This window comes from Rhizobium vallis, assembly GCF_003985155.1.
GTDB lineage: Bacteria > Pseudomonadota > Alphaproteobacteria > Rhizobiales > Rhizobiaceae > Rhizobium > Rhizobium vallis.
Genome location: NZ_ML133706.1, coordinates 1 through 22,819, shown reverse-complemented (window position 1 = coordinate 22,819; position 22,819 = coordinate 1). Strand labels below are relative to the sequence as shown.

At 61.8% G+C, this 22,819-nt stretch carries 22 protein-coding genes and 1 pseudogene; 11 read left to right on the top strand and 12 right to left on the bottom strand.

Going from position 1 to position 22,819, the window contains the following annotated elements:
- Positions 1–69 precede the first annotated feature (69 nt).
- Entirely contained in the window at positions 70–672 is a 603-nt protein-coding gene (locus EFQ99_RS32380) for a hypothetical protein (RefSeq protein ID WP_126925065.1), read from the bottom strand.
- 268 nt (positions 673–940) lie between these two features.
- On the opposite strand from EFQ99_RS32380, the gene EFQ99_RS32375 reads away from it, so the two are divergent.
- Positions 941–1,471: a dihydrofolate reductase family protein gene (locus EFQ99_RS32375; protein ID WP_126925064.1), complete on the top strand. Its 531-nt coding sequence runs from the start codon at positions 941–943 to the stop codon at positions 1,469–1,471.
- A 428-nt stretch (positions 1,472–1,899) separates the two neighbouring features.
- Here EFQ99_RS32375 and EFQ99_RS32370 read toward each other — a convergent pair whose 3' ends face one another.
- On the bottom strand, positions 1,900–3,690 hold the full coding sequence (locus tag EFQ99_RS32370; RefSeq protein WP_126925063.1) for an ABC transporter ATP-binding protein: 1,791 nt from the start codon (positions 3,688–3,690) through the stop codon (positions 1,900–1,902).
- Positions 3,691–4,123: 433 nt separating this feature from the next.
- Here EFQ99_RS32370 and EFQ99_RS32365 point away from each other — a divergent pair, with 433 nt between their 5' ends.
- Complete coding sequence (locus EFQ99_RS32365) at positions 4,124–4,438, top strand: EthD family reductase (RefSeq protein ID WP_126925062.1); 315 nt, start codon at positions 4,124–4,126, stop codon at positions 4,436–4,438.
- Positions 4,439–4,452: 14 nt separating this feature from the next.
- Here EFQ99_RS32365 and EFQ99_RS36075 read toward each other — a convergent pair whose 3' ends face one another.
- The 3 genes from EFQ99_RS36075 to EFQ99_RS32355 form a co-directional block, all read right to left on the bottom strand.
- Complete coding sequence (locus EFQ99_RS36075) at positions 4,453–4,578, bottom strand: hypothetical protein (protein ID WP_281024304.1); 126 nt, start codon at positions 4,576–4,578, stop codon at positions 4,453–4,455.
- Positions 4,575–4,994 carry a GNAT family N-acetyltransferase gene (locus EFQ99_RS32360; RefSeq protein WP_126925061.1) on the bottom strand — a complete coding sequence of 140 codons (420 nt, stop codon included), beginning with the start codon at positions 4,992–4,994 and terminating at the stop codon, positions 4,575–4,577. The genes EFQ99_RS36075 and EFQ99_RS32360 overlap by 4 nt, the downstream gene beginning before the upstream one ends.
- A gap of 156 nt (positions 4,995–5,150) precedes the next feature.
- A complete protein-coding gene (locus EFQ99_RS32355) occupies positions 5,151–5,660 on the bottom strand; it encodes a nuclear transport factor 2 family protein (RefSeq protein ID WP_245441627.1) in 510 nt (169 codons plus the stop codon).
- On the opposite strand from EFQ99_RS32355, the gene EFQ99_RS32350 reads away from it, so the two are divergent.
- Positions 5,659–6,597 (top strand): LysR family transcriptional regulator, encoded by a 939-nt coding sequence (locus tag EFQ99_RS32350; RefSeq protein ID WP_126925060.1) that lies wholly within the window; start codon positions 5,659–5,661, stop codon positions 6,595–6,597. The two genes, EFQ99_RS32355 and EFQ99_RS32350, sit on opposite strands and share 2 nt — an antisense overlap.
- Here EFQ99_RS32350 and EFQ99_RS32345 read toward each other — a convergent pair.
- Complete coding sequence (locus EFQ99_RS32345; protein WP_126925059.1) at positions 6,594–7,226, bottom strand: TetR/AcrR family transcriptional regulator; 633 nt, start codon at positions 7,224–7,226, stop codon at positions 6,594–6,596. The genes EFQ99_RS32350 and EFQ99_RS32345 overlap by 4 nt on opposite strands.
- 189 nt (positions 7,227–7,415) lie before the next feature.
- Here EFQ99_RS32345 and EFQ99_RS32340 point away from each other — a divergent pair, with 189 nt between their 5' ends.
- Entirely contained in the window at positions 7,416–8,342 is a 927-nt protein-coding gene (locus EFQ99_RS32340) for a zinc-binding dehydrogenase (protein WP_208722850.1), read from the top strand.
- A gap of 280 nt (positions 8,343–8,622) precedes the next feature.
- Entirely contained in the window at positions 8,623–10,014 is a 1,392-nt protein-coding gene (locus EFQ99_RS32335) for a Shedu immune nuclease family protein (RefSeq protein ID WP_245441628.1), read from the top strand.
- A gap of 313 nt (positions 10,015–10,327) precedes the next feature.
- Here the strand turns inward: EFQ99_RS32335 and EFQ99_RS36205 are convergent.
- Positions 10,328–10,426 (bottom strand): annotated as a pseudogene (locus tag EFQ99_RS36205) (DUF3237 domain-containing protein); the annotation flags it as partial.
- A gap of 98 nt (positions 10,427–10,524) precedes the next feature.
- Here EFQ99_RS36205 and EFQ99_RS32325 point away from each other — a divergent pair.
- Positions 10,525–11,259, top strand: a complete 735-nt coding sequence (locus EFQ99_RS32325; protein ID WP_126925056.1) for a phosphotransferase — start codon at positions 10,525–10,527, stop codon at positions 11,257–11,259.
- Between the two features lie 97 nt (positions 11,260–11,356).
- On the opposite strand, the gene EFQ99_RS32320 is transcribed toward EFQ99_RS32325, so the two are convergent.
- Positions 11,357–12,250 carry a LysR family transcriptional regulator gene (locus EFQ99_RS32320; RefSeq protein WP_126925055.1) on the bottom strand — a complete coding sequence of 298 codons (894 nt, stop codon included), beginning with the start codon at positions 12,248–12,250 and terminating at the stop codon, positions 11,357–11,359.
- Between the two features lie 175 nt (positions 12,251–12,425).
- Here EFQ99_RS32320 and EFQ99_RS32315 point away from each other — a divergent pair, with 175 nt between their 5' ends.
- The gene (locus EFQ99_RS32315; RefSeq protein WP_126925054.1) at positions 12,426–13,079 is read left to right on the top strand and encodes a hydrolase; all 654 of its coding nucleotides are present in this window, start codon (positions 12,426–12,428) and stop codon (positions 13,077–13,079) included.
- A 142-nt stretch (positions 13,080–13,221) separates the two neighbouring features.
- Here EFQ99_RS32315 and EFQ99_RS32310 read toward each other — a convergent pair whose 3' ends face one another.
- The 3 genes from EFQ99_RS32310 to EFQ99_RS32300 all read right to left on the bottom strand — a co-directional run bounded on the left by EFQ99_RS32310 (position 13,222) and on the right by EFQ99_RS32300 (position 15,933).
- Complete coding sequence (locus EFQ99_RS32310) at positions 13,222–14,283, bottom strand: DMT family transporter (RefSeq protein WP_126925053.1); 1,062 nt, start codon at positions 14,281–14,283, stop codon at positions 13,222–13,224.
- Between the two features lie 287 nt (positions 14,284–14,570).
- Positions 14,571–15,365: a transglutaminase-like domain-containing protein gene (locus EFQ99_RS32305; RefSeq protein WP_126925052.1), complete on the bottom strand. Its 795-nt coding sequence runs from the start codon at positions 15,363–15,365 to the stop codon at positions 14,571–14,573.
- Positions 15,366–15,474: 109 nt separating this feature from the next.
- A complete protein-coding gene (locus EFQ99_RS32300; protein WP_126925051.1) occupies positions 15,475–15,933 on the bottom strand; it encodes a DUF3237 domain-containing protein in 459 nt (152 codons plus the stop codon).
- A 209-nt stretch (positions 15,934–16,142) separates the two neighbouring features.
- Between EFQ99_RS32300 and EFQ99_RS32295 the strand changes: the two genes are divergently transcribed.
- Positions 16,143–17,024 carry a LysR family transcriptional regulator gene (locus tag EFQ99_RS32295; protein ID WP_126925050.1) on the top strand — a complete coding sequence of 294 codons (882 nt, stop codon included), beginning with the start codon at positions 16,143–16,145 and terminating at the stop codon, positions 17,022–17,024.
- Here the strand turns inward: EFQ99_RS32295 and EFQ99_RS32290 are convergent.
- Positions 16,996–17,394, bottom strand: coding sequence for a RidA family protein (locus EFQ99_RS32290; protein WP_126925049.1), 399 nt, complete (start codon positions 17,392–17,394; stop codon positions 16,996–16,998). The genes EFQ99_RS32295 and EFQ99_RS32290 overlap by 29 nt on opposite strands.
- A gap of 147 nt (positions 17,395–17,541) precedes the next feature.
- Here EFQ99_RS32290 and EFQ99_RS32285 point away from each other — a divergent pair, with 147 nt between their 5' ends.
- From EFQ99_RS32285 to EFQ99_RS32275, 3 genes are all read left to right on the top strand, one after another.
- Positions 17,542–18,135, top strand: coding sequence for a TetR/AcrR family transcriptional regulator (locus tag EFQ99_RS32285; protein ID WP_126925048.1), 594 nt, complete (start codon positions 17,542–17,544; stop codon positions 18,133–18,135).
- Between the two features lie 199 nt (positions 18,136–18,334).
- Positions 18,335–21,118, top strand: a complete 2,784-nt coding sequence (locus EFQ99_RS32280) for a bifunctional diguanylate cyclase/phosphodiesterase (RefSeq protein WP_126925047.1) — start codon at positions 18,335–18,337, stop codon at positions 21,116–21,118.
- A 502-nt stretch (positions 21,119–21,620) separates the two neighbouring features.
- The gene (locus tag EFQ99_RS32275) at positions 21,621–22,667 is read left to right on the top strand and encodes an isopenicillin N synthase family dioxygenase (protein ID WP_126925046.1); all 1,047 of its coding nucleotides are present in this window, start codon (positions 21,621–21,623) and stop codon (positions 22,665–22,667) included.
- Positions 22,668–22,819 lie beyond the last annotated feature (152 nt).

Genomic DNA, 22,819 nt, shown 5'->3' with positions numbered 1-22,819 from the left:
ACAGAGTGGTAGGCGGGGAGGGAGCGCCCAGCGGGCTTTCTGGGATGATAGTGGGGACACAATGTCCCCCTAGTTGCCCCAGCCAACTTCGAACCGATCAAATCGAACCTCGCTTATCGGTCGGTCGGAGGGGCCTAGCCTTACCGAACGAAGAACGAGACGAAGCTCGGGGGAATAGTATTGTTCGAAAATAATCGGAGGCAATTCCGCCAGTTTCAGACGGCTGTTGATGGCCCAGACTTTGTAGGAACAAGATGCAATCGTTTCCTCTCCCAAGCCGTCGAACCTAATAGAAGTCGTGCCCGAAACGGATTTTTTGCCATTGAGGAAAAGCGTCGTGTCGGATTGCCAGTTCTTCTTCTGTGGCAGATCGTCCAACGCAATCGCATTCGCGTATTTCAGCTCATGCGTCCCGTTGGCACTCACTCTCTTTTCGACGAGCAAGGGGTGCAAATAGACAGCCGACACCGGCTGCAGTGTACGGTTACGCTCCACCAGCTTTTGTTCGGTGAGACCCGGGCCGTCCGGCTTGTAGAAGACGGAATAGAAAGGCTCTTCTCTGGTCAGCAGCACGCCCTGTTTGGTGTCATTGGCGGTCAAGCAATTGCCAAGGGCTGGCACCGCTAAAGTTATTCCGACCAGTAGCGATAAACCTCTTAGCAAGATCGACATCTCAGATGCCCCTCATCCAAATCCGCTACGACAGTGCTTAGGTGAAATTGCTCCATCTTGGTCAAGCCGTCCCATCCACTCCGCTGTCTTCATTGAGATCATGAACCGGCAGATACGTATTCTTCTCCAATCATCCGCCAGTTGCTACCGTCCGCAGCCGACACAATGTTTGATAATTCTGACAGAAAAGCGGTTGATCTCACCCATAACTGATTGCATAATGCAAGCGGACTCACCCGGATATGCCATCTAATGGAGGAGGGCTGATATGGCTAAGCTCGTGTTCGGAATGAACCAGTCGCTGGACGGCTACGTCGATCATATGGCGTTTGCGCCGGGCCCCAAGCTCTTCCGCCACTTCATCGAGGCGGTTCAGAGCTCGACGGGCAGTGTGTACGGCCGCAAGATGTATGAGATCATGCGCTACTGGGACGACGAGCATTCCGAATGGGATGCGGACCGACGGGCCTTCGCGGCGGCATGGCGGAAGCTGCCGAAATGGGTCGTGTCGCGCACGTTGAAATCCGTCGGCCCCAACGCCAGACTTGTCGAAGGTGATCTCGCGGGCGCGATCCGCGCCTTGAAGGCCGAGCACGACGGGGGCATCGGCGTTGCCGGTCCGAACCTGGCGCGAAGCCTGACCGAACTTGGCCTGATCGATGAGTATCAGATCTATCTGCATCCTGTCGTGCTGGGGCAGGGCACGCCATTCTTCGCCGGCCCCCGAACGCCGCTGCGCCTGACGGCCACCGATCGGATGGATGAGGATGTGATCAGGTTGACTTACGTTCCGGCTTGATCTTGCGCCTTGCTGGCCCGGGACCGGCAAGGGGAAAACGCCAGAGCATCAGCCCTGGCGCCGGTTTGTTGACAAAGCTCGTCATTCACTCCGACGTCATCCTCGGCCTTGTGCCGAGGATCTGCTGCGCATTGATGGGCAGATGCTCGGGACAAGCCCGAGCATGACGAAGGAGAGGGCGGCCGACTTTGTCAAAAGTCTGACGCCACGGCATCAGTCCAATAGATTGCCGATGCCAGCCCCTCATCCGGCTGCCGCCACCTTCTCCCCGCAAGCGGGGCGAAGGGGATATGCCGCCATCTCTCCGTTCCCGCCACCTCTCGCGGGGCACGTCCCCTCGCCCCGTTTACGGGGAGAGGGTTAGGGTGAGGGGCAGCCATGGGCGCGAACGGGTGGCATTGGCTGAGCATGACGAAGGAGAGGGCGGCTTACGCCACCAACCCCTTGGTCAGTTCCAGCGCCTGGCGTTCGAACAGCCGGCGATAGATGCCGTCGTGCAGGCGGATCAGTGCCTGGTGGTCGCCTTCTTCGACGATGTTGCCCTTGTCGAAGACCAGCAGCCGGTCCAGGGCGCGGACCGTGGACAGGCGATGGGCGATGACGAGGGTGGTGCGGCCGACCATCAGGCGTTCCATCGCCTGCTGGATCTGCACTTCGCTTTCGCTGTCGAGGCTCGACGTCGCCTCGTCGAGGATCAGCACCGGCGTATCGGCGAGAAACGCGCGGGCTATGGCGACACGCTGCCTCTCGCCGCCGGACAGCTTGACGCCGCGTTCGCCCACCATGGTCTCATAGCCCTTGGGGAGCTCCATGATGAAGTCGTGGGCGCTTGCCTGTTTCGCCGCCTGCTCGATCTCGCGCCGCGAGGCGTTCGGCCGGCCATAGGCGATGTTTTCCGCCAGCGTGCGGTGGAACAGGATCGGCTCCTGCTGCACGATGGCGATCTGGCTGCGCAGGTTTGCCTGCCTGACGCGCGCGATATCCTGCCCGTCGATGCGGATCGTGCCTGAATTCACGTCATAGAGGCGCTGGATGAGCTTGACGAAGGTCGTCTTGCCCGAGCCCGAATGCCCGACCAGACCCACGCGCTGACCCGGCTTGATGGTGACCGAGAAGTCCTCATAAAGCGGGTTGGGATGCGCGCCATACTGGAAGGTGACGCGATCGAAGACGATCTCGCCGCTTTCGATCTTGATCGGCGTGGCGTTCGGCCTGTCCTCGATGCCGAGCGGCGTCTTGTCGAGCAGCACCAGTTCTTCCATGTCGTTGACGGCCCGCTGCAGGTTGCGAATGTCCTGGCCGACATCGCGCAGATGGCCCTGCAGGACGAAGAACATCGCCAGCACGAAGGTGATATCACCAGGTGTCGCCAGCCCTTGCCGCCACATGATGAGGCCGGTTCCGAGGATACCTGCCTGCATTGATACCATCAGGAAGCCCTGGATCGTGCCGCTCAGGTTGCCGCGTTTCCATGTGCGCCGCGTGCGGCTGTCCCACCTGGCGAGCACATGCCCGAGCCGCCGCTCTTCGCGATTTTCGGCGCCAAAGGCCTTGACCACGGAGTTGCAGCTGATCGCATCGGCAAGCGCGCCGCCGAGCTTGGTGTCCCAGGCATTGGCAAGCCTTGCCGCTGGCGACACGAAGCCCATGGAGAGCGCCACGGTCGCGCCGATATAGATCAGCGAGCCCAGGCTGACGATCAGGCCCATGATCGGCCAATAGCTGCCGAGCACGATGCTGGCGCCGACCAGCATGACGATGGAGGGCAGGAGCGCGATGAGCAGCAGGTCGTTCAGCGCATCGAGCGCCCACATGCCGCGGGTGATCTTGCGCACCGTCGAGCCGGCAAAGCTGTTGGCGTGCCAGTCGGTGGAGAAGCGCTGCACCTTGTGGAAACCGTTATTGACCACATCCGCCATGGTGCGCAGCGTCAGCTTGATGATGCCGTTGAAGATGAACCAGCGCAGCGCAACGCTCACGAGGCCGAGCGCCACGACGATGACGAAGGCACGCAGCGCATCATCGGCCGCATTGCCGCCGGCAATGGCATCGACGATCTGGCCGGAGAAAACCGGCACCATGACTTCGGCCAGCGTGCTGGCCACGACCAGCACGATAATGCCGCCGACCAGGAGAGGCCGATGGGTCCAATGATGGAAAACAAAGCCGAGCACGTGGCGATAGGCATCGGCGCGGAAATCGAGCTTCTTGCGAGTCATTTTAAACGCCCGGCCCCATATCGGCACCGGTCCTCAAAATAGAGAGTTAAAAGGCCACAGCCCGGGCGGGAGACGCAGTGATCCCGTCAGATCAATCGGGCTATGAAGGGAGAAAAAACCGCATGTCGCGCGCGCCTAAGGCGGGCCGCGAATGGAAATGACCTAGTGTCGGGACATTCCACATGGGAAGGTTTCGATGATTTCTGCTGTCATGCAACGCCTCCCTGATGTTCGATCTGATGCGGTGAGTTTTATGTAGCGAACGAATTCGCCATTGCCAAGCGGGAAATTACAACCTGACGGAAAGTGATGCGAAAACGTCACAATTGGGGGATGGGGAAAGGGGATGGCCGCAACAGGTTTGCTCCGGCCACCCCATCAGCCTATAAAGCCCCTCGGACGCCCGGAGAGGCGTTCAGGCAGGAGCCCGACCATGATCAAGATGAGCGTCTACTATCCGGCCGACGGCGGCTCGAAGTTCGATCACGACTACTACCGCACCCGCCACATGCCACTGATCCAGGAACGGCTCGGCGATGCCTGCCTGCGGTACGAGATCGATAAGGGCCTTGCGGGTAGCGAACCTGGAAGCGCGCCGCAGTTCGTCGCGGCGTGCCACGTCTACTCGCCGAGCCTGGGGACATTCCAGGAGGCGTTCGCTCCTCACGGCGCGGAGATCGTCGCTGATGTCGCCAACTATACAGACATCGCGCCCATCGTGCAGTTCAGCGAAGTCATTGGAGGGTAGGGGGCTTCGGCGCGTCAGGCGTAGCCGTTGAACTTTCCGGGGTCGGCGTAGTGCTGGCGCACCTGATCCATGGTGACGTAGCCGGTGCCGAACCGGTTATGAGCCGGCGACCTCGCGCGCAATCGGCGCGTATTCCTCATAACAACTTGCGCAGAAATACCCTCTGGTGCGCATCTGGAGGATATCTCTCCAGCGTACCGAACACAGTATATCCCTGCTTTTCGTAAAAGCGCGGAGCCTGAAAGCTGAATGTGTCAAGCCAAATACCGACGCACCCCTGCTCTTTGGCCCATTGTTCGGCCCGAGCCAATAGCTCCGTGCCCAGTCGCTGGCCCCTCATAAATTCAGGCACGAAGAGCAACTCGACGAATACCCAATCATAATAGCACTTTGCAAATAGGCCGCCTCGAATTTCGCCCTCATCATCGCGCAGCAAAATTGCGAGCGGCTTGTAATCCTCTCGGCTCACTTTTGAAGAATTAAAGGCAAGTAATGGGTCTAGGATCGCTTTGCGGTCGTCCTCACTTGGGTCGGTCTTGATTTCAAAAGCAGCCACTTCGGAGCTCCATGTCGGTTTCAAAATCTATGTAGCTGACATGTCGGGGCGAATGAAGCGGTGGTCATTCACGAATGTCTGCTCTTGGCGCGTTAGCGCTATCGCGGCCGCTGTCCGGCGGTAGCGCGATCCATGGATGGTGAGCTGGCATTGCCATCAGGCCAGGATTTCGGCGGCGAATACCTTCTGGACGATCTGCCAGCGCCCGTTGAGGTAAAAGCACGACAGCAGGTCGGTCACCTCGCGGGGCGGGATCCGCAGGCGGAGCTTGAGCAGCGCCATGTCACGGGTCATGGTGATGGATAGGATCTGGTCGGTGCGCACGATGCCGGCATCCTGCGGTGAGGTGATGCTCCGGACCGCATCGAGCCAGGCGGCAACAGGCGTCACCACCACGCTGTCGCCATCGCCGCGCCTGGTGACCAGGGCCGCGGGGTCGAAGATGGTCGCGAATTTGTCGGCGTCCATCGCGTAGGCGGCATCGAAATAGGTTTTCGCCAAGGCGACCAATTCATCTATGTTTCCGATCGGGGGCGTCTCGTGTTGCGTCATGGTGGTTCCCTTCAACTCCAGTGTCCGGCTGAGTATAAGGATGGGGGCGGCATTGATTAGCCCGCGCGCACTAATCAGCCTTGTAAGCTCAGCTAAGCAATTGAGGACGATCATGAAACCTTCCCTTCCGTCCGCCGGAGACTTCAACCAGCTCCGCGCCTTCGTGGCCGTTGCCGGTTCGCTGAACTTCAGCCGGGCGGCCGAGAATCTTGGCGTGTCATCCTCGGCGCTCAGCCAGATGGTGCGAGGGCTCGAGGAGCAACTCGGGGTCAGCTTGTTCAACCGCACCACCCGCAGCGTCTCCCTGACCGAGGCGGGGGCCAAGCTGTTCGAGCGGGTGCAGCCCGCCGTCGAGGAGCTGGCGGAGGCGCTGGGCGAGACCCGCGAGCGCCGCGCCCATCCCGCCGGGATCGTGCGGGTGCACTGCTTCCGGGCGGCTGCGGACCTCCACCTGACGCCGATCCTCCGTGACTTCAGCGACGCCTATCCGCAGGTCGTGCTCGACGTCACGCTCGACGACGCCGTCGTCAACATCGTGGCCGAAGGCTATGACGTTGCCATCCGCCTAGGGGAGGTGATCGACAAGGACCTCATCGCGGTGAAACTCGGCCCGGACCTGCGCCAGACCGCGGTCGCTTCACCCGATTATCTCGCCCGGCACGGGACGCCGGCCCACCCGCGCGACCTTCTCGCCCATCGCTGCATCGCCTGGCGATGGCCGGGGCAGAAGACGCCATACAAATGGGAGTTCATGGAAAACGGCAAGTGGTTCGAGGTTGCGATCGACGGCCCGCTGATCTCCAACATGAAGGACTTCGGAGTGCAGGCGGCGGTCGACGGAGTGGGTGTTGCATTCGCCAGCCAGCAGTTGATCGCGCCCCACATCGCCGAGGGCCGCCTTGTCGCGCTGCTCGAGACCTGGTCCGCTCCGTTTCCCGGCTACTACCTCTGCTATCCCGCCCAACGGCAGATGGCGCCGCCGCTTCGCGCCGTGATCGACGCCATCCGCGGCGGCCCGCGCAGGAGTAACGGCGCCGAGGCGGCGGCCTAAATCGGTTGCTGACGCTCGGGAACATCCGGTGCCAGCACCTTCCAGGCGGCCATGGCGAGCGTGATGACGGTCTCGAGTTCGGCACGGCTCGCGCCGTCGCGAGCCTGCACCGATAGGCCGTGCATCACTGTGGTGTAGTAGCGGGCGATGGCCGTCAGGCTGTCCGTCGAGGCGGCGAGGTCGCCATCACGAACCCCTCTGACCAACCGCTCCCTGATCTCCTCGAACTGCGCCCTGCGAACGTCTGCCAGAAATTCTCGTACCGGGTGGTTCTCTATCGTGCCGGTCGGCGCTGCAAGGACCAGCATGCATCCGCGTGGCGAGCCGGGAATGGTGATCGTATCGGCCACGGCGCGCAACATGGCGTGTATCGCCTCGCAGGCCGTGGGCTGCTCGGCAAGTGCCACCCGCGGGGGCTGCCCCTGGGTCGCGGCATTGAGGGCGACGGCTTCGCGGAACAAGGCTTCCTTGCTTCCGAAGGATGCATAGATGCTGGCCGAAGCAATTCCCATGGCCTCGCTCAGGTCCTTCATCGAGCTTCCCTCGTAGCCGCGCTCCCAAAACAGATCCATGGCGCTGCGCAAAGCGACGTCCCGGTCAAATGTCAGTGGCCTGCCACGCGCCGCCATCTCGTCTCCGATTTGTTTGTCGATCGACAAACTATAGCTTGACGGATGCCGGAGCGCCATGCACTTTATTGTTTGTCAATCGACAAACAATTCTCGCTATCGCCTTGAGCAAGGACCAGTCCCATGAGCGTCCCCACCTTCATGCGTGCGTTAGAGCAGACGTCCTTAAATGGCCCTCGGGATCTGCGGATGATCACCGATGCGCCGGTGCCGGTTCCCGGTCGGGGCGAAATCCTCATCCGCGTCGCCGCTGGCGGCGTCAACATGGCCGACATCTCCCAGGCCTACGGCAAGTTTCGCGGAGGCCCGCAGCCGCCCTATATTGCCGGCTTCGAGGGGGTGGGTGAAGTCGTGGCTCTGGGCGAGGGGGTCACAGTGGTGGCGCCTGGCGCTCATGTCATCGGGGTCGGATATGGCGCTTTTGCCGAATACATGGTGCTTCCGGCGATGGCCGCAATACCGGTGCCCGAGGGATGGTCGGACGAGCAGGCGCTTGGCCTGGTTGTGAACCTGCCGACGGCAGTGGCGGCGATAAAGCTGCTGGGGCAGATCGAGAAGGGTGAGACGGTGCTGATCCATGCGGCGGCAGGCGCTACCGGCCAAGCCGCAGTCAAGATCGCCAAGCACTATGGCGCAATGGTGATTGCGACGGCCTCATCGGAAAAGCACGAGATCGTGCAGTCCTTGGGTGCCGATCACATCCTCGACTCCCGCACCGCCGATATTGCCGCCGAAGTGCTTGGTCTCACCGGCAATGCCGGCGCTGATCTGGTCATCGAGTCGGTCGGGGGCGAGACCTTCGAGGCCAGCCTCGCGTCCGCGCGACGCGTCACCGGCCGCGTCGTCGTGACAGGCTTGCCCGCCGGCGAAGCATCGCTCACCAATTGGGACCTCGTCTATGAAAATCAGGTCCACATTATCGGCTTCAACATGGGGGTGCTGATCCAGGCCGCGCCGCAGATGTTCGGTGCCGTCATGGGCGAACTCTTCGCGCTTATCGGTGCAGGCGTGTTGTCCCCCGTCCAGCCAACCGTCTACGAACTTGCCGACGGGCCAAAGGCGCTTGCGGCGTTGGAGGGCCGCTCCACCGTCGGCAAGTTGGCGCTGCGGCTCTGAGGCCGCTTCGCCCCAGGAGCAGTCGTAGGGTTCGGCGTGAAGAAATGACCGTTTTGGGGCCGTCAGCGGTCCTTCCGATTTCAGAACACGGCGCGATAAACTGGCGTTCGAGTGCCCATGAAGTGATTACTTTGAAATCTTTGTTGCGGTCGGGCATGTTGCTTCCAAGACTGAGGGTAGAGGTGAGCGCGTGCCAGAGATTTGGGAACTACAAGACAAGCCCGCATATGGCGGAACGATAGTGGATGCCGGTGTTCATCCTGAGGACGGATCGTCCTTGGTGATCGAGCTCACTCCAGACGAGGGAACCCAATACCTGAGCTATTACCTAAGCGAAAAAGCGTTCAAGCGGGGCAAGGCCTCAGGCGTCAACTTCGCCGACAATCACTGGCCTCTTCTGATTGCCGAATACGATTTCCCGACGCGGTTGCTTACCACCTACCCGCTATGGCTCCGGTCCAATCAGAGCAATTTCACCAAGACGAAATACGGGTCTATTAAACGTATATCTTTCGAGGACCAGCTGCCGATGGATATTCAGGCCGGCTTCGGAATATTCTTCGACCTGCCCACCGGTTTCCACCGCGGTCCGTTCGAAGGTTTCGGTGTCGACCCCCGGATACGCTACATCATAAGTACGTTCGACGAAGTGGGAGGCGCCGCCGGGCTTACCATCTGCGCTGACGACGAGATCTCGATCGACGGAGAGGAGATCCGGCTGCCGGAGCATATCTACCACGGCGTGCGGCTGGACATTAATCGTGCTCATGACGCAGCGGTGAGGTTCGCGAATGGGGAAAAGGTGAGCTATCTCCGCAACCGCCTCCTGCCATCCGTCGTGCCGGATTTCGAGCCCGATCATTTCGTGCGATCCGCTGCAGACCTGCAAGACACGGTGCGGTCCGCGCTTGTCAAAAAAGGCACCCCACGCTCCAGCAACTCCAACACTGCTGCAGCCGTCCGAACGGTGATCCGTCAGGTCGACCAGATTGCCAAGGACGACCCCGTGCAGCTGTTCGAGTTGAGCGAGAAGATCGAGCTCGTCTCGCTGCAAGTCCTTATAGAGGACATGTCAAAGGAACTTCTCCACCGACGAAAGGAGGGATTTTGGCAGGATTATTTCGTCCAGAACCCCTTCGTGCTGAAGATGCTCTTCGGCCTGCCTGTGATTATGTACACTGACCAGGCATCGGTCGGAGGCATGGGCCTCAAGCGTTCTGGCGAGAAGTATGCGGACTACCTCCTGGAGGCGGGTATGCTGGGCAATCTGGCTATCGTCGAGATCAAAACGACCGAAACCCCGTTGTTGACGAAAGACCCTTACCGCGCGCCGACACTTTATGGCCCATCCACCGACTTGTCAGGTGGAGTGAACCAACTCCTTGACCAGAAGCTCAGGCTGATCAAGGGTATCGCGGCAAAGAAGGAAGAAGACGACCAGCCCCACATTCAGGCCTGGTCGGTTCCCTGCATCCTGATCATCGGCAGGTTGCCGGAAACGTACGACTTGAAGAGGTCGTTCGAGATCTATCGCGGAAGCCAACGCGATGTGCTGATCATCACGTTCGACGAACTCTTGGCCAAATTAAAAGCGTTGCACGAATTCCTGTCGACTAAGCCGGACGAGCCCGAGGAGGACCTCTCGGACCAATTCGCCGATCTGCTATTATAAAGGCCGGTCCGGATGAGCTTCTGTCGCTCGTAGCAAGCCCTCCTTCCTCGATCCGCTTCATCTCCGCCGCCAGGAGCGCTCATCGGTCGTCGTTTAGGCAGCCACGCGCAGTGGCGTCGGTGAGGATTGGATCCTTGATTGGGTCCAAACGACCAGCGTCTGCTTACAGGGTTCGCTTCAAGCCTGGTCATCGTCCGAGTCGAGGGCGCAAAGCAGCCTTATCCCCGAAAGGTCCGAGGACTTCGAACGTCCGCTTCGGGCCAAGAGCTGTCGTTTCCCCATTCCGGCAGGCGCCGGGATGGGGCGGCTGAATTCAGAGGATTTCGAAGACATCGTATTCGACGCCGCCCGGACGCCGGCCGCCTTGCGCTGCCGTCTCGAAATAAGGGGTCGTCCGCAGATGGTATTCAGAGGGGACCGACCACTTTGCGCCGCCCGAGGGCATTGTGGCGTCGCAAACCTTCCCTATTTCTTCCGTCAATTCAATCATGGCCGCCAAGGATATCGCCAATGGGATGGGAAGCACTCGGGCAGTGGGGTGACGATGCGGTTCGCATCGAACCACTCGCTGGTGGAGTCGCCAACGACGTGTGGAGCGTTCGCGTCCACGGGCAGGTCGCGGTCGGTCGTCTCGGCTCCAGGCCCGATGCCGATCTCGCATGGGAAACCGAGCTGCTCCAACACCTCGACCGGGAAGGCATGACCGTTCCGGTGCCGATCCCGACGGCTAACGGCCGGCTGTTCGTGGACGGTCTGGTGGTGATGAAATACATGGAGGGCGGACCGCCCGAGACGGAGTCCGACTGGCGTCGCGTGGCCGACACGCTCCGCAAGCTGCATCGGTTGACGCAGGGCTGGCCGCAGCGCCCGGGTTGGCGATCGTCGACCGATCTCCTGCATGCCGAAACCGGAACGAGGATCAACCTTTCCGCGATGCCGCCCGAGGGCGTTGTTCGATGTCGGGCAGCATGGGCGCGGCTCATAGGGCGTCGGACATGCGTTGTCCACGGCAACCCGAACAACCCTGGCAATGTCCGCATGACCGCAGATCGGGTCGCGTTGATCGACTGGGATGAGTCACATGTCGACGTCCCCGACCTTGACCTGGTACTGCCCGGCAACGCCGCCGATCTCGACGACGGCGCGCATGACATCGCCGCGCAAGCCTCAGCCGCATGGGAAGCCGCCGTCTGCTGGCAGGACGAGTATGCCGTCAGGCGGCTTGCCGAAGTTCGACCGGTCTGAGCCGTTTCGGCGAAAGCCTCGGCCGCTTTGCGCCAGAAGCGGTCACCCGCACCCTGACATCAAGCGAGACAAGCCCGGACCTCGCGCCATCAGTGCCTTAGCGGCCGACGCCCAAAGGGGCCGGAGCCTCTTCGAAACACGCGATCAGCATGTCTGTGAGGACGCGTATCTTCCTTGCGGGATGCTGCCCCGCCGGGCGGACAAGATAGATGCCGGCCGGAGGTGGCGGATAGCGTGTCATGACCGGCACCAGCGCGCCGGAAGCGACATGCTCATGGGTTACGCCCTCGGGGATCCAGGCTATGCCAAGCCCCGCCAATGCGGCGGCGGCAAGAGCGAGCGCGTTGTCGGCCTTGAAGCGTCCGCGCGGATGAACCGTAATGATCTCGTCTCCGTCCATGAATTGCCAGGCTTCCGTTCCCTGCATGAGGGCCTCATGGCCGGCGAGCTCCTCCGGCGTCTCGGGGGAACCGTGCGTTCTGATATAGTCCGGGCTTGCAACCAGCTTCCCGTAGAGTGGGCCGATGCGTCTTGCGACCAGGTTGGAGTCCTGCAGATAGCCAACCCGGATCGCGCAATCGAAACCCTCTGCGATGAGATCGACGAAGCGATCGCTGTAGGAGGTGTGGATGTGCAGCTGCGGGTGGCGTTGCGCCATCTGCGCCAGCACGTGCGCGAAGTGGCTGGGGCCGAAAGACAGCGGCACGGCAACACGCAGGCGGCCGCGCAGGTCACCGGAAGGCAGGATCGTCTCCCTGGCCACATCGATCTCGGCACAGACCCTGGCTGCATGGTCCCGAAACGTGATCCCCGCTTCCGTGAGAGCCGCGCCGCGTGTCGTCCGTGCAAGAAGCTGGACGCCGAGTTCCGCTTCCAGCCGGATGAGCCGCCGGCTGACCATCGACTTGGAGATGCCGAGCCGCCGCGCGGCCGGCGAAACTCCTCCGGCATCGGCAACTTCCACGAATGTCCTGAGATCCTCGATTTCCAATTTTGTGTTCCCCATTCCGCGACACAGCTTGGCACAAAAGCAGGCTACCGTATCGAAAACGGGAATGACAGTGTCCGTCCCGCAGGCGGCGCCGCTGTCAGCGCATGCCTGCGTTAGTTTCGAGACATAAATCTAAACCGAACTCACACACAAAACGGCAGCAGAGGATCTATTCATGACCTTTCGTAATGGCCTTGCCTCGCTTCTTCGCCCTGATGATTCCGTACTGGTTCTGATCGACCACCAGCCCTACCAGCTCGCGAACCTGAACAGCCACGATCCGCAAGCTGTGGTCAACAACACGACCGCACTGGCGAAGCTAGCAAAAGCCTTCAATGTTCCGACCATTCTCACCAGCGTGATCGCGGCGCGGGGTGGACTTCTCTTTAAGCAGATCACCGACGTATTTCCGGAGCAGGACGTCATCGATCGCACCTGGGTGAACACCTGGCAGGACGAGAATGTGGTTGATGTCGTCAAGGCGACCGGCCGCAAGCAGCTGATCATCGCCGGCCTGTGGACCGAGGTCTGCGTCGCAATGCCTGCGATCCAGGCCGCCGGCGAAGGCTGGGACGTGACCGTGATCACCGACGCGTCGGGCGGGATTTCGAAGGAGTCTCACGAAGTTGCCATCCAGCGAATGATCGCGGCCGGCGCGAACGTGATGACCGTGATGGCGCTCGCTGGCGAATGGCAACGCGATTGGGCGCGCACCGAGCATGTCGAGGAGCTGACCGAGATTCTCATCCAGCACTTCGCCGGCAGCGGCATCGCACATCTCTGGGAACAGCAGCTCCTCAACACGCCAGTACCTGCTAACGCAGGCTGATGTGAGCGGGGATGACGAGAGCCGTGGACGACGCGATACGAGAAAGTTCGTCGCTTATCCAGGCTCGTCATCCCCATTAATTGGACGCGTCAGGGTAAAATCGTTCCACCGTTTTGCCCCAAGAGCAGCCGTGGTTTGTCATCTATTCATGGGAGTGGCGATGGTGCAGATCGGGGTAGTGAGGATGTTTATGCCTTAGGGGCTCATGGCGATGCCAATGCGAGTGCGGTTCGCTGAATGGGCCGTCATGGGAATGTTGGTGATGCTCGTCATGTACATGCGAGTGCTCGTGTTCCAGCGCCCCATGCTCATGCTCGTGATCGTGACGTTCGGCCAGATGAAGCCAAAGACCAATCGCCATGAGAACACCTGCCGTAATGATCTGAAATGTCAGGGCCTCGCCGAAAATTACGACTGCAAGCACCGCCCCGATGAACGGCGCTAGGGAAAAGTAGGCTCCCGTGCGGGCTGTCCCAAGATGACGAAGCCCAAGCATGAACATGACCAGGCTAACGCCGACGCCCAAGAAGCCGACCAATGCGCCCGCTCCAACAAGACCAGCCTGGGGTAGCGAGGCACCGAAGATGAATGCCAATAGAAGGTTGCTGCTTCCTGCCACGAGCCCCTTGATCATCGCGATTTGAACTGGGTCCGCCGACGACAGTTTGCGGGTCAGGTTGTTGTCTATGCCCCATGAAAGGCACGCGGCCGCAATGAACAGGCTGCCCTCATCAAGCCGCAGGGCTTCACCGTTCCACGACAACAGCACTGCGCCCGCGAGGATCGCACCAGCGCCGAGGAGTAGTCGCCTGTCGACATTTTCCCGAAACACGAGCCAGGCAATGCCCATGGTCGCAAGTCCCTCCAGGTTGAGGAGCAGCGATCCCGAAGATGCAGACGTCTGAGAAAGCCCCAGCATCAGGAACAGAGGGCCGAGCATCCCCCCGAACAGCACGACAAAGGCGAGCCAAGGGAGGTCTGCCGCTTGCAGCGCGGCCTCGACATCGGCAAGTCCAATCAGGCGACGGCCCCAATGAACGACGGCGAGACCAAGTCCGGCACCCAGGTACAGGATACCCGCCAGCAACCATGGATCAATCGATCCCACAAGCAGTTTGGATAGCGGCGCAGACGCACCGAACAGAACGGCAGAGCCCAAAGCAAGGGGGACACCGGGCCAAAGATGTGTGTGTTTGCCAATCATCGCTGCGGTGTATCATACCAGATCAAGCAACGGCCACCGCCTTTTCAGCGGCAGCGACGACGGCTTTGGGCCTAAAGCGCGTCGCGATCTTTCAGATTCGCTCGTTGCGCTTTAGATCCTTGTTTTTACGCATGTCGTTGCCGCAAAACCGCGCACACTTTTGCGCGACATGCTCTAGAGCCGCCGTCTACCCATTCCGGAATACGCCAGAAGCGGTCATCGGTTCATTTGCGGCACGCATGACCGGGGAAGCCCCGCAGCCGGTTTGCTCCAGCCACCCGCTCAGCCTAGACCAGCCAGTCCGGTCTGTGCGCCACCAGTGGCTGATCCGGGCGGGCGGCGAGATCATCGAGCCATGCCAGTTCATCCTGTGACACCTGCCGGCTTGCCTGCGGCGCCTCGCGCCAGCGATCCCATTCGGAGGTCACGCGATCGTTCAGGACGTGGTGATCGCGCAGGAGGTTGATCTTCAGAAACCAGAGGCCGGTTGTGCTTTCATGCCCGAAGCTCTCGGGCTCGGCCTCGCCGCGGCGGCACTTCAGCCAGGCCTCTCCCGCCATGAGAAAGACGTTGCGGGGCATGTCGGCGGCGTCGAACGCGATATGGTTGCGGCGTCTCAGCATCGCGTCTATCTGCGCGTCGGCGAGCCGCCACTCACCCGTTCCGGCATTCTGATATTCGCAGATCCAGTGATCCTCCCATGCCGCCGAGAAATAGGATGCGAAGCCGCATCGCACACGGGCAGGGACGCCTTTGCTGCGGAGAAAAGCACAGAGCATCAGCGCGAAGTCCCGGCATGTTCCAACGGAACGTCTGTCGGCCGGGCGCGCTTGCGCAAGAGGACGGTCGTCCAGCTGCATGATGTCGGCGAGCCGTTCGGCAATGGGCAAGGTCTGGCGTGCCGCCGGCCGGAGCTTCGACGTGTCGAGGCCATATTCCGCGAGCCAGCTTGAATGCATGAGCAGGCCCTGGATGATACCGGCGAGATGCCCGGCCTCATCGGGGAAAGCTGCGATGGCCTCAGCCTGTTGGCCGGGGTCAGACATCAGCGTGTGGGCAGTCCATCGGTCGAGACTGGTCATGCTGGCGCTCCCGTTGACGGATATGGTCGCCAGCCAAATCCATCATCGGGCCGCCGGCAAGGTCGGGAAACGGGCAATTCGACCACATCGCCACTGTTGCGAAGCGAATTCATAGAATTTCGAAGACGTCGTATTCGACGCCGTCCGGACGCCGGCCGCCCTGCTGGACCGCGACGATCTCGTTCAGCCATGCGTGCTGTGGCGCCGCCGTTTCGAAATAAGGGGTCGACCGGAGATAGTATTCCGAGGGATCGACCGCTTCGCCCTTCGCGAGGCGCTCGTCGACTGATGGGGAGGAGCGCCTGACGCCGCGATAGGTCATCAGGATCAGACCGCCGTCGTCAGCGACGAGCAGGAGGCGGACATCTTGCTGAAACGTGCCGTCGGCGCGTGCGAGCAGGAGGTCGGAACCGATCAGCGGCGAGACCTCTCCCTTCAGCCGCTCGCCCCGGAAATGGCCGCCGGAAACGGGAAATATGCGCCGTCCGCCCGCCGGCGTCGGGCCGAGCTCGAAGGGCGGATGAAGGTTGATGAAGAGTGTCATCAGGTGCCTGGATTGCAGGGACATGGGAGATCGCCTATTGTTTGCATGAATCCTCAAAGCGCGTCGCGATCTTTCAGATCCGTTCGCCGCTGGAGGTTTTCGGTTTTGCGTCTGTCGTGATTGCAAAGCTGCTCTACAGTTTGCCCGACAAGCTCTAGCTGAAGGCGCGTTTCCCCCAAAACGCGCTTTGCTTGAGATGCTCACAAGCAAAACTCATCAAGAGAGAAGAGATCATGCGGCCGCCGTTGGAGTCTCTGCGAATTCTGGAAGCCTGCGTTTCCGCCTCCAGCTTTGCCCGCGCCGCCGAACGCTTGTGCCTGACGCCTGCGGCCGTCAGTCTGCGTATCCGCACGCTGGAGGCCGAGCTTGGCCAGCCCTTGTTCATGCGGGCGGGGCGACGGGTCGTCCCGACGGCTGCGGCCGCACAGCTCGCGGGCCGAATTCGCGCGGCATTGGATGGCATTGCCGGCGCGCTCGACGAATTCCAGGCTGCGACGCCGCCACTCAGATTGACGGCGCCTCCGACATTCGCCTCGCGCTGGCTGGCGCCCCGGCTGGCGCGCTATTCCTTGGGCGGGGGAATGCCGATCGAGGTCGACGTCTCCCCCGATCTTCGCGATCCCAGCGCCTTCGACGTCGCCATCAGGAGGGGTCTCGGCGGATGGGAAGGGCTTGAGGAATACCGGCTCGCGCCGGTTGACGTGACGCCCATGCTGGCGCCACGTCTGCTTGGAACGCGGGGGCTGGAGTCGCCGGGCGCGCTCGCCGATTTTGAGCTGTTGCCGCATCCGGATTGGCAGGAATGGTTCAGGGGCGCCGGAGGCGAGCCGCCGCGCGATCTGCGCTTCGCAGCGGTCGAATACCCTACGCATGAGCTGGACGCCCATGCAGCGGTGGCGGGCGCAGGCGTGGCGCTGCTGTCGCCTTTGTTGTTTCGCCCGTTTGTGGAGATGGGGCTGCTGATCGCCCCTTTCCCCTATGTGCTGAGCGGGCCGGCCTGGCATTTTGCCTTGATGCGCGCCGACGATGTCCGTCTTGCGCCCCGCCAGTTCTGCGCCTGGCTTTGCGAGCAGGCCCAGCAGCCGATCACGCCGCTTCCGGAATACGGGCAATGACCTTGATCTCAAAGTCGAAGCCGGCCAGCCAGTTTACGCCGAGTGCCGTCCAATTCGGGTAGGGCGGCTTGCTGAAAACCTCTTGCTTGACGGCCATAATGGTTGCGAACTGGTTTTCCGGGTCGGTGTGGAAGCTGGTGATATCGACGATATCATCCGTCGTGCAGCCGGCGGCGGCGAGCGTGGCTTTCAGGTTTGCGAAGGCGAGCCGCACTTGGCGCTCGAAATCGGGTTCGGGCGTGCCATCGGGGCGGCTGCCGACCTGGCCTGATACGAACAGAAGGTCGCCGGAGCGGATGGCGGCGGAATAGCCGTGTTCTTCGTAAAGGGCGTGCCTGTCGGCCGGGAAGATTGCCTGGGGTTTGGTCATTCTGGTCTCTCTTGCTGGTGGCGTCTGTGAATGCGTGAAACGCTTCCCAAAGGGCGCCATATTTCATATACGTGACGTATCGAAATATCTCGCATACATCTCGTATGTCAAGTTAATATACGCGACGTATGTGAAAATGAGGATGGAATGGCGAAGACACGCAGCGAAACGATGCAGGAAAACCGCGTCAAGCTGATCGCGGCGGCGCGCAAGGCCTTCGCAAAAAAGGGCTATTCGGCCGCATCGATGGACGAGCTGACGGCCGATGTCGGCCTGACCAGGGGCGCGCTTTACCACAATTTCGGCGACAAGCGCGGGCTGCTGGCGGCGGTCGTCGATCAGATGGACACGGAAATGGCGGCGCGCGCTCAGGAAATCGGGGCGCGGGCGGATGATGTTTGGCAGGGCCTGCTGGCGGAGGGGGCGGCCTATATCGAGATGGCGCTTGATCCCGAGGTCCAGCGCATCGTCCTGCTCGATGGACCGGCGGTGCTGGGCGATCCCTCGCAGTGGCCGAGCCAGAATAGTTGCCTGCAGGTGACGAAGACCACCGTCGAGCGCCTGATCGCCCAAGGCATCCTCAAGCCTGTTGACGCCGAGGCGGCGGCCCGGCTCTTGAGCGGCGCGGCTCTCAACGCCGCTCTCTGGATCGCCGCGAGCGACAACCCACAGAGCGTGTTGCCCAGGGCGGTCGAGGCCTTTCAGGCCCTGGCGGCCGGTCTGCTTTTGAAGCCGGTGTGAGCCGTCGTCATGGTGACGGCTGGCAAAAATCCGTTCACCATATCGAGATACCCGGCGTAAACGCTAATCAGACAACGGCGTGTACAAGATGGCCCACGGCGCGCCTTTCCCGCACCAATTCAGATAGATGCCCGGCATTTTTCAACCTTCTTTAAGCGGCGTTGCTTAGCGTGACCCCGCAAATCGAGGGTCCTATTCCATGTTCACCGTTCTGACGTGCGTCACCGAGCAGCATAATCTCGCGCTGGTCGGTCTCGCGGGTTTGATCTGCTTTCTCGCGAGCCATTGCGCGCTGGTTCTGCTCGATCGGGCGACATCGTCCGATGGTGCTGCCCGATGGGTCTGGATTGCGACGGCGGGCGCGGCCGGCGGCTTCGGCATCTGGGCCACGCATTTTGTCGCCATGCTGGCTTATGATCCCGGTGTCGTCGTGGGCTATCATGCCGGCTTGACGCTGGTCTCCCTGCTGGTGGCGATCGTGGCGACGACGGCCGCCGTCGCAGCCAAGATGGCGTATACCAGATGGGTGGCGAACATCCTGGCGGGCGTGCTTTTTGGAGCCGGCATCGGCTCGATGCATTTTACCGGCATGCTGGCGATCGAATTCCCCGGAGATATCGCATGGGACAGCACGTTCGTGGCGGCGTCGGTCGTTCTCGGCATTGCCTTTTCGGTCGTAGCCTTTCGATTTCAGGGCAGGGGCGACCGGTCGATTTCGGGCAGGTTCGCACCCACGCTTCTGTTGACGCTGGGTGTCGTAGCCCTTCATTTCACCGCGATGGCGGGTGTCACCGTCACCCCTGGCGTGGTGGCGCTCGATCCCGCGACGCTGCTTTCGCCTGAAGTCATGGTGGCGACGATCGCAGCCGTTACCTTTTCGCTGCTGGCGGCGGGTTTTGCGGCGGCCATTTTCGCCGTGCGCTCGGAGGTCAAGACCGCCAAGGCGGAGCGCAACTTCAAGCTCCTCGTGCAGGGTGTGACCGACTACGCCATCTACATGCTCGATCCGGATGGGAAGGTCAGCAACTGGAATGCCGGCGCCGAGCGCGTCAAGGGCTACACCGCCAATGAGATCGTCGGCAAGGATTTCTCGCTGTTCTATTCGGAGGAAGACCGCCGGAAAGGCATTCCGCGGCGGGCGCTCGAGACCGCCCGCTCCGAAGGCAAGTTCGAAGCCCAGGGCTGGCGCTACCGCAAGGACGGCTCCTCCTTCTGGGCCCATGTCGTCATCGACGCGATCTACGAGGAGACCGGCGAGCTGATCGGCTTTGCGAAGATCACCAAGGACAACAGCAAGCAGAAGGCGGATGCCGATCGGATCGAGGAGGTTAGCCGCAATCTCGACGTTGCGCTGGAGAATATGGGGCAGGGCATCTGCATGTTCGGCCGGGATGAGCGCCTGCTCCTCTGCAACAAGCGCTATCTCGATATCTTCAGATTTCCCGAGGGGTCGGTGCGTCCGGGAATGCCGTATCGGCAGATCGTCGAAATCGGATATTCCGCCCATGCCGAAGATCCCGCCGAGGCCGCAGCCCAGGCCGAGGCCCATTATGCCAGGAACATGGCGCTGATCAGGGCCGGAGCCGGCAGCGCGGTTCACAAATACCCGAGCGGCGTCTCCATCCAGCAAAAGGTCAACATCCTGCAGGATGGCGGCTGGGTCGTCACCTTCGAAGACATCAGCGACCGCCTGAAATCCGAGGAGCAGGTCGCCTTCCTTGCCAAGCACGATGCGCTGACCGGCCTGCCGAACCGATTGCAGTTCGGCGAACGCGTCTCCCAAGAGATCATGGTGGCAGACCGGGTGAGGGGCAACGTCGCGGTCATCGGCATCGACCTCGACAAGTTCAAGGAAGTCAACGACCAGCACGGGCACGGCACCGGAGACATGGTCCTGGTCGAGCTTGCGCGGCGTCTCGGCGAAGTGCGGCTGGAGGGCGAGTTCATCGCCCGGTTCGGCGGCGACGAATTCGCCGCGACCAAGCGCTTCGACGATTTGAGCGCGCTGCACGATTTCATCGCCCGCCTGGAAAGCGCGCTCGCCGGAATGATCTCCGTCGACGGCTTTGAAATCAAGACCGGCGCCAGCCTCGGCGTGGCGGTCTATCCGAACGATGCCGAGAGCGTCGACGGGCTTCTGGCCAATGCCGACCTTGCCATGTACCGCGCCAAGCAATCCTTGCTGCAGAAGGTCTGCTTCTACGAGGCTGCGATGGACGAGACCGCACGCCGCCGCCGTGCGCTCGCCAAAGACCTCTGGGCGTGCATCGATCGCAACGAGCTTCATCTGCACTATCAGGTGCAGAAATCCGTGCGCACGGGTGAGATCACCGGATACGAAGTTCTGCTGCGCTGGCGCCATCACGAACGCGGCAACATCCCGCCGATGGACTTCATCGGCCTTGCCGAGGAATGCGGCGCGATCCTGCCGATCGGCGAATGGGTGCTGCGCGAAGCCTGCCGGGAGGCGGCAAGCTGGAACAACGCCCACAAGATCGCCGTCAACCTTTCGCCCGTCCAGCTCGGCCATGCCGACATGGCGGCCGTGATCTCAGGCATCCTCTCCGAAACCGGGCTCGATCCGCGCCGCCTGGAAATCGAGATCACCGAAAGCTCTATCATCATCGACAAGGACAAGGCGCTGCGCACCATGCGGGAGATGAAGACGCTCGGCGTCTCGATCGCCATCGACGACTTCGGCACCGGCTACTCCTCGCTGGAAACACTGCGCTCCTTCCCCTTCGACAAGATCAAACTCGACAAGAGCTTCATGGCCGAGGTGGAAAGCAACGCCCAATCCAAGGCGATTGTGAGGGCGATCCTCGCGCTCGGCCGCAGCCTGGAGGTGCCGGTGCTGGCGGAGGGCGTGGAGACGCAGGCGCAGTTGGATACGCTGTTCGAAGAGCAGTGCGACGAGGCGCAGGGTTATCTGCTTGGAAGGCCGCAGGCGATGGGCGCACCGGGGGTTGAGAAGGCGGCTTGAGCGCTCTTTGACGGTGGCGCTTGGGTTTGACCACGGCGATCCGTTTCGAATCCGGCAAAAACCCCTCCCCAACCCCTCCCCACAAGGGGGAGGGGCTTAAATGCCGCGACTGTCTTGCCCAATTCATCGTTTCATCCGCAGTGAGGTGGGCTTTGTCGCAGCCGGCGCCGCAGGTCAGCCCCTCCCCCTTGTGGGGAGGGGTTGGGGAGGGGAAACCTTTGGTTCGACCTCGGTCGGCGGGCGCGGCATCCGCCAACATCCCTCATGCTGAGGTGCGCAGCCCGAGAGGGCGGAGCCTCGAAGCGCGCCCGCAACGCTGCTTCTTGCAGACCAGCCCGAGTGGATCACGGCGTGACGAACGTTTGTTTCCCGGCGTCTTTCTCCAGCGCAAAGCTTTTTCATAAAGCACGGGAACGGCGAATGTGGCGTCGTTCAAAGCGTGCACATTGCGCCTATGCTCATCGAAACCTTCATCGATGCGTCGCCAGCTTCAGGACATGCCATGAGCCTTCCATCTACCCCGATCGATGCCGCGGCCTCGCTGCCGACCCTTGATCTCTCGCGCTATTACGGCTCTTCCGAGGAACGCGCCGCCTTCGTCGCCGAGCTTCGCCATGTGCTCCACGCCCACGGCTTCTTCTATCTCACGGGGCACGGCGTTGATCCGAAGCTGATCGAGGATGTGGTTGCGACGGCAAAACGCTTCTTTGCGCTTCCCCTGGAAGAGAAGCTCGCCATCGAGATGGTGAAGTCGCCGCATTTTCGCGGCTACAACAGGGCGGGGCAGGAGCGCACGCGCGGCGAGCAGGATTGGCGCGAGCAGCTCGACATCAATACAGAGGGCGAGGCCGCCGAGATCGGGCCGGAGACGCCGCCGTGGAAGCGTCTGCAGGGGCCGAACCAGTGGCCGGCGGCCTTGCCGGAGCTGAGGCCGCTGCTGCTTGCCTATCAGGCCGAAGTGACGCGCATCGGCATCGATATCCTCAAGGCGATCGCATCAGCCCTCGGCCAGCCGGAAGACGTCTTTGCCGAGATCTACGAGCCGCAGCCCTCGCAGCTCCTGAAAATCATTCGCTATCCCGGGCGTGAGGTTGCCGAAACCGATCAGGGTGTCGGCGCGCACAGGGATGGCGGCTTCGTTACCGTGCTGCTCCAGGACAGGACGCCGGGCTTGCGCGTGCGCACCGAAGAGGGGGAGTGGATCAGCGCGCCGCCGGTGCCGGGCACTTTCGTCATCAATACCGGCGAGCTTCTGGAACTTGCGACCAACGGCTTCGTGCGCGCCGATGTGCATGACGTCGTCGCGCCGCCGGCCGGCGTTGAGCGCTTCTCCGTCGCCTTCTTCCTCGGCTCGCGGCCGGACGCGACGATCCCGGTCATCGGCCTTCCCGATGAGCTGAAACGCGCCGAACGCGGCATCTCCGTCGACCCGCTCAACCCGATCTTTCGCGAGGTCGGCATCAACCAGCTGAAGAGCCGGTTGCGTTCTCACCCGGATGTTGCCGAGGTCCATCACGCGGATCTGGTGCGGACGATTTTGGCGGGGTGAGAGTACGCGTGATTGACGGAGAGGGCGTGCCGTGTGGCCCCCTCATCCGCCTGCCGGCACCTTCTTGGATAAGAAAAATGTAGGATACTGACGCTTGCCGGGCGGGTGGCCGCCCGCCCGGCAGCTGGTTGTCGGATCGTCACCTTCTTAGC